Below are 331 nucleotides of genomic sequence, written 5' to 3' on the forward strand. Positions count from 1 at the left end.
ACGAACGGGCGCAGGGTCTGCAGCCCGTTCGTGTACCGCCGCTACCTGGATTTCACCGCACTCGACGGCCTGCGCGAAATGAAGGCGGCGATCACCGCCGAAGTCGCGCGCCGCGAGCTGCACGAAGACATCAAGCGCGGCGCCGGTGGCATCCGCGAAATCGAGTTCCTGTGCCAGGCGCTGCAGCTGATCCGCGGTGGCCGTGAGCCGGCGCTGCGCGAGCGCCGCCTGCTGGTGGCGCTGGACGCGCTGGTGGCCGGTGGGCAGATCGCGCCCGAGGATGGCAGCGCGCTGCGCGAGGCCTACCTGTTCCTGCGCCGCCTGGAAAACC

The 331-nt window shown here is 70.7% G+C and carries 1 pseudogene; it reads left to right on the top strand.

The window, feature by feature from the left end:
* Positions 1-30: 30 nt before the first annotated feature.
* Positions 31-331 (top strand): annotated as a pseudogene (locus EN852_RS37505) (bifunctional glutamine synthetase adenylyltransferase/deadenyltransferase); the annotation flags it as partial.

Source organism: Mesorhizobium sp. M2E.F.Ca.ET.209.01.1.1, assembly GCF_004010375.2.
Lineage (GTDB): Bacteria > Pseudomonadota > Alphaproteobacteria > Rhizobiales > Rhizobiaceae > Mesorhizobium.